The sequence below is a fragment of the Novosphingobium sp. B-7 genome (genome assembly GCF_000410615.1).
GTDB classification, from domain to species: domain Bacteria; phylum Pseudomonadota; class Alphaproteobacteria; order Sphingomonadales; family Sphingomonadaceae; genus Novosphingobium; species Novosphingobium capsulatum.
In genome coordinates, this window is record NZ_APCQ01000013.1 from 1 (window position 1) to 5,044 (window position 5,044).

Consider the following 5,044-nt stretch of genomic DNA (forward strand, 5'->3'; position numbering starts at 1 on the left):
CGGGGCCAGCCTGGAACAGGCGGTGGACCGCGCCCGCGCCTTTGTCCGCGCGGCGCTGCTGGCCGCACCCGGGCTTGGCGCCGGGCACGGCCCGATGGGCCATCACGCGGTGCGGATTTAGGTTACTCGCAACCGCAGTCGAGGTCGTAGAACTTGACGATCTCGTTCCAGGCTTCCTCGGCGGTTTCCACCGGCTTGAACAGGTCGAGATCCTCGAAGTTGATCACGCCTTCCTCGGCAATGGCGCGGAAGTTGATCACCTTGTTCCAGTAATCAGCCCCGAACAGCAGCACGGGAATCGGCTTCATCTTGCCGGTCTGGATGAGGGTAAGCAGTTCGAAGAATTCATCGAACGTGCCAAAGCCGCCGGGGAACACCGCCACGGCGCGCGCACGCATCAGGAAGTGCATCTTGCGCAGCGCGAAATAGTGGAACTGGAACGAGAGGTGCGGCGTCACATAGGGGTTGGGCGCCTGTTCGTGCGGCAGCACGATGTTGAGGCCGATCGAATCCGCCCCCACGTCCACCGCGCCGCGGTTGGCCGCTTCCATGATCGACGGGCCCCCGCCCGAGCAGACCACGAACTGGCGCTTGCCTTCTTCCACGACGCCGCAGGTCGAAGCGTAGCGCGCCAGCTTGCGCGCCTCTTCATAATACTTGGCCTTGCTGGCCAGCCGCTCGACCACGGCCTTGCGTTCGGGCGTGGTGGCCGTCGCCAGCGCGGCATCGACCGCTTCGGGCGCGGGAATGCGGGCGGAGCCGTAGATCACCAGGGTAGAGCCGATATCGGCCTCTTCCAGCAGCATTTCTGCCTTGAGCAGTTCCAGCTGAAAGCGCACCGGGCGCAGTTCCTCGCGCAACAGGAAGTCGGTATCGCCAAACGCGAGGCGATAGGCCGGGTCCTGCTGCTGGGGGGTGGTCTTGGGGTGGCTTTGCGCGAACCCGGCTTCCTGCTCGGCCTTGTAGAACTTACGATTGACGAGCTGGTTGTTGATTTCTTCTTCGGTCATTTGCCGCAAAGTGGGCGTGCGCGGCGTGGTTGGCAAGCCCATCCGCGTTTGTTTCGGTGGGTTGCTTGGGCCCCTGGAAACCACGTTCGGGCAAACCATGTTCTGGCAAACCAGGGTGGGGGCGGCCAGGCCAGCCCCCAAGGCCGCCTGGTTCAGGTCAGCGCGCCCACCAGCATCTGCAGCGCCGCGCCAAAGTATTCCGGTGCCAGGCCCAGCGGCGGGCGCGTGCCGATCAGCTTGCTGGCGATTGCCGCGCCGCCGTTCGACACGGCAAACGAGGCGCGCTCCCCGGTATTGAGATCGATCCACGCCGGGATCGGCTGCCCCTGCGCCAGGCATTGCCGCCAGAAATTGGCCACCGGCTGGACCAGGCTGGCGCGATGGCCGGCAAGCGCGAACAGCGGCACGCGGATGGCGTCAAAGCCAAAGCGCGGATCGTGGCCGGGGGCCGGGGCAAAGCGGCCCGGGCCGGCCACCTCCACCCAGTCGGCTGGCAGGCCATATTGGCCAAAGCGCGCCTGCGACACGATCGCCGTGGCATCATCGGCCAGCGCCTGCCACACGCCCGGCCCATCCCATTCGGCAAAGCTCGTGAAGGCAGGCCAGATGAAATAGGATGGATTGACGATGACGCGCCCATTGGCCTGGAAGCCTTCCAGTCCGGGCAACAGCAGCTTCATGCCAAAGCGGTCGACGACCAGGCGCTGGCGGATGGCGGCGCGGATCGCGGCAGAGCGCGTGCGCCATTCCCCCACGCCCCAGCGCTGCCCGGCGCGCTGCAACGCCCAGGCGATCATGATATCGCCATCGGCCGCGTTGTTGCGATCGGGCACGTGGTCAGGATTTGACGGATCGTACCGCCACGCGTGCAGGGCCACGTCGCTGCGCAGCAGGTTGTCGTTGGTCCAGTCCGCGATCAGCTCGAACGTGGCACGGTCGCCGGCCTCCAGGGCCAGGACCAAGCCATAGCTTTGCCCTTCGCTGTGGCTGATCCCGCCGTTCTGCGGATCGACGATCCGGCCCGAGGGATCGAGAAAGCGGGCCTTGAACGTTTCCCAATCGCCGTTGCTGGCCATGGCCTTGCTCTGTCGCCCCGGGGCGCAGGCGGCGGTCAGTGCCACCAGCAACCCGAACCCGAACCCGCGCCGATCAATTCCTTCACTCTGCCCGGCGCCGGCCGGGCGCTTCATCCGATCAGCGGCCATGTCTGATTGCAAGCGTATGTCCCTTCCATTCGGCCGTGGTCGTCAGGGCAATGCTGCTGCCCATCATGCGGAACCAGGTATCATAGGTGCCCTCCATCAAGGGCGGCAGCAGTGCTTTCCACGGCTCGGCGATCTCGGCCTCGGTTTCGGGATAGAGGCCGTCCTGGCGCACCACGATGGCGCTGTCTTCCACCGTCACCACGGCGCTGCCCCAGCCCAGCGTGGCCCACAGCGCATTGATGCGCGTGGTCATCGTGCCCAGGTCTTCCACGTCATCGAGCGGCACCACCGCGGCGATCCGCTTGCCCACCGCGGCATAGAAGCCATGGCTCTGCTCTTCGGTCGCCGCGCTCGATAGCTCGCGCGCGATCATGGCCACCAGAAAGCTGGCACCGGCCGGTGGCGAAGCTCGGAACGCGCTGGACACGCGCGGTGTCTTCGGGTCCTCAAACATTATTTGGTCGCTCCCAAACTCTGGCGGATGCCGATGGTCGAGCGAAGCTCGTCATAGCTGCCAAAGGTATTGTAACTGGCCTCGCCCCCGATGCGGGTCGACGGGCTGATCTGGTAATAGACCGATCCTTCGGCCGAGAGCGCGAAGCCGGTCTTGCTGAGGCTGTCATACCGCGCGCGCACGTCGCTATCCTGGGCCTTGAGCGCGTTGAGCTGGGCCTGCAGCGGATCGTTGGTGGGATAGAGCGCGGCGTCTTTCTGGTTATAGCTCTGATAGCCAGGGGTAACCGCGGCACGCACGGCCAGTTGGTCCTTGTCCAGGGCATAGCGCACCGGAAAGCTGACCGAGAGGAAGCTTTGCGGGCTGAAATAGCCACCGTGGCCATAGGTGAAGTAGTTCTGCGGGTTGTCGTACGACTGGTAGTTGACGTTGATCCCGCTGGTCAGCGACGAATGCTCGGTGCGATAGACCCGCAGATAGCCGCCCACGTTGGCTTCCACGCCATGGTTCTTGCGCACGTTGATGCCGTTGTAGCGGTTGTAGGCAACCGTGCCGTAGGCGCCGCTGCCGTTGCGATCGACCGACAGTCCGGCGCCGCCGCCCAGCCGCATGACATGGCCCCAGGTCTGCCCCGTGACCGGATCGCGCGTGCCGGCATAGGCGATCACGCTGTCGGTTACCGGGCGGCGTTCCACCCAGGCCTGCGCCTGCACGCCATTGCCCAGGCCCGGCGTGACGCCAGCGTGGAACGAGACCTGCGTCTTGCCCATGCCCAGCGGCGTCGTGCCGACATCGGCATGAACCACACTGCTGTCATAGCCCACGCTCAGCCCCACGCCCGAACGGTGCTGGGTATCGGCCTGGACCAGGGCAGAGGCTTTTTGCGCCACGATGGCCTGCGCCTCGATCGTGGCATTGGTGCCAAAGCGCGCCAAGCCCGATCCGGTCGGTCGGCCGGAATCGAGCACCACCGCTTCGGCGCGGGCATGCACGCGCCCACCGGCGAGCCCGGTGGAAATCTCGGCAGAGCCGCGCAGGTCGCTCAATTGCGAAAGCCCGGTCTCGCCCTTGCGCTCGCGATACGAGGTGCCAAGATCGACCCGCGGCCCGCTTTCGCGGGTGAGCGAAGCGATATCGCCCGAAATCTTGGCCATGACCGGATCGACCGGGCCACCGCCCGCCAGTGGCGCGGCCGCATCACCGAACGGCGAGGAGCCGGCAGGCGCGGGCGCCGTGCCAAAGCCCTGCCCGCCAAAGGCCGGGCTTGGCAGCGCGCCATAAGTGCCCTGCGCCGGATAGGCCGGTTGCGACGGATAGGTGTTCTGGGCCGGGTAGGAATTCTGGGCCTGATAGGAATTCTGGGCGGCCGGCGTGGCATAACCACCACCCGCACCATCCATGACCGAGCCACCGTTCTGCGCCACCGGCGTGGCATAGGCGGGCGTGTTGCCATAGGATGGGGCGCAGCATAGCTGGCGGGTGCGGCATAGGCCGGGGGCGCGCCGAAGCCGTTGTTCATCGGCACCATCTGCGCGCTGGGCAGGCGCGTGCCGCTGCCCAGGGCAAAGGGATTGATCTGCGGCTGGGCCTGCATCGCCGGCTGATCGCGGAACGGATTGCCCGTGCCCACGCCCATCGGATCGGCGGCAAAAGGATTGCCACCAAAGGCATCGATGCCGTTGCTGCCGCTTTGCCGCGAATAGAGCGCGCGCGCTTCCTTGAGCAGGCGCACCGCCGCGCTGCGATCGCCGCGCGCCTGGGCCACCTGGGCCAGGGTCATGCGCACCTGGTAATCCTGCGGGAAGGCCTGCAACGCGCGATTAGCCGCGCTTTGCGACAGTTCCTTGTCGCCGGCGGCCTGGGCGGTCTGCGCCAGGCCGAGCAGGGCATCGCGGTTGCGCCCGTCACGCGTCAGCACGATCTGAAAGGTCTGCGCCGCGCGCGCGGCCATGCCGCCCGATTGATAGAGCCGGGCCAGCGCCGCCATGATTTCCAGGTTGTCGGGCGCAGCACCCCAGGCGCCGCGCAGCACGTCAAACGCCTGGGCAAACTGGCCATTGAGGCGCAGGCGATCGGCCTGGCCCACTGCCAGCCCGGCCGACATGCGCGCCAGCGTGCGCTGGCCTTCGGGCGAAGTATTGCCCAGCGCCGCCGCCTTTTGCAGGGCCGCACGGGCCAGGTCGTCGCGACCGGTCTTGGCCAACACGCGCACCACCGCGTCATAGCCGTCGAGATCGGCGATATCGCCGCTCATCGCCGCCTGGGCATATTGCCCGGCGCCCACGCCATCGCCCAGGTCATAGAGCGCGCTGGCAATCGCGGCGCGGCGTGCGGCGGGCAGCGTCTTGATCGCGCCCAGCTGGCGCAGCGCCGCC

Annotated in this window: 5 protein-coding genes; all 5 read right to left on the reverse strand. The window is 66.9% G+C overall.

What is annotated here, in order from left to right:
* Positions 1 to 122 precede the first annotated feature (122 nt).
* Complete coding sequence (locus H926_RS0100120) at positions 123 to 1,010, reverse strand: TIGR00730 family Rossman fold protein (RefSeq protein ID WP_022674483.1); 888 nt, start codon at positions 1,008 to 1,010, stop codon at positions 123 to 125.
* 152 nt (positions 1,011 to 1,162) lie between these two features.
* Positions 1,163 to 2,215 (reverse strand): glycosyl hydrolase family 8, encoded by a 1,053-nt coding sequence (locus H926_RS0100125; RefSeq protein ID WP_022674484.1) that lies wholly within the window; start codon positions 2,213 to 2,215, stop codon positions 1,163 to 1,165.
* Entirely contained in the window at positions 2,205 to 2,669 is a 465-nt protein-coding gene (bcsD, locus tag H926_RS0100130; RefSeq protein WP_022674485.1) for a cellulose biosynthesis protein BcsD, read from the reverse strand. Before bcsD ends, H926_RS0100125 begins: the two co-directional genes overlap by 11 nt.
* Positions 2,669 to 3,823, reverse strand: a complete 1,155-nt coding sequence (locus tag H926_RS30625; protein WP_022674486.1) for a cellulose synthase subunit BcsC-related outer membrane protein — start codon at positions 3,821 to 3,823, stop codon at positions 2,669 to 2,671. Before H926_RS30625 ends, bcsD begins: the two co-directional genes overlap by 1 nt.
* Positions 3,712 to 5,044, reverse strand: a 1,333-nt coding sequence (locus tag H926_RS34375) for a tetratricopeptide repeat protein (RefSeq protein ID WP_371256209.1), incomplete at its 5' end; no start/stop codon positions are given. The genes H926_RS34375 and H926_RS30625, both read right to left, overlap by 112 nt.

Excerpts from the sequence above, each read along its gene's own strand:
- H926_RS0100120 (WP_022674483.1), bottom strand. The coding sequence starts at position 1,010 with ATGACCGAAGAAGAAATCAACAACCAGCTCGTCAATCGTAAGTTCTAC.
- bcsD (WP_022674485.1), bottom strand. The coding sequence starts at position 2,669 with ATGTTTGAGGACCCGAAGACACCGCGCGTGTCCAGCGCGTTCCGAGCT.
- H926_RS30625 (WP_022674486.1), bottom strand. The coding sequence starts at position 3,823 with ATGGCCAAGATTTCGGGCGATATCGCTTCGCTCACCCGCGAAAGCGGG.
- H926_RS0100125 (WP_022674484.1), bottom strand. The coding sequence starts at position 2,215 with ATGGCCGCTGATCGGATGAAGCGCCCGGCCGGCGCCGGGCAGAGTGAA.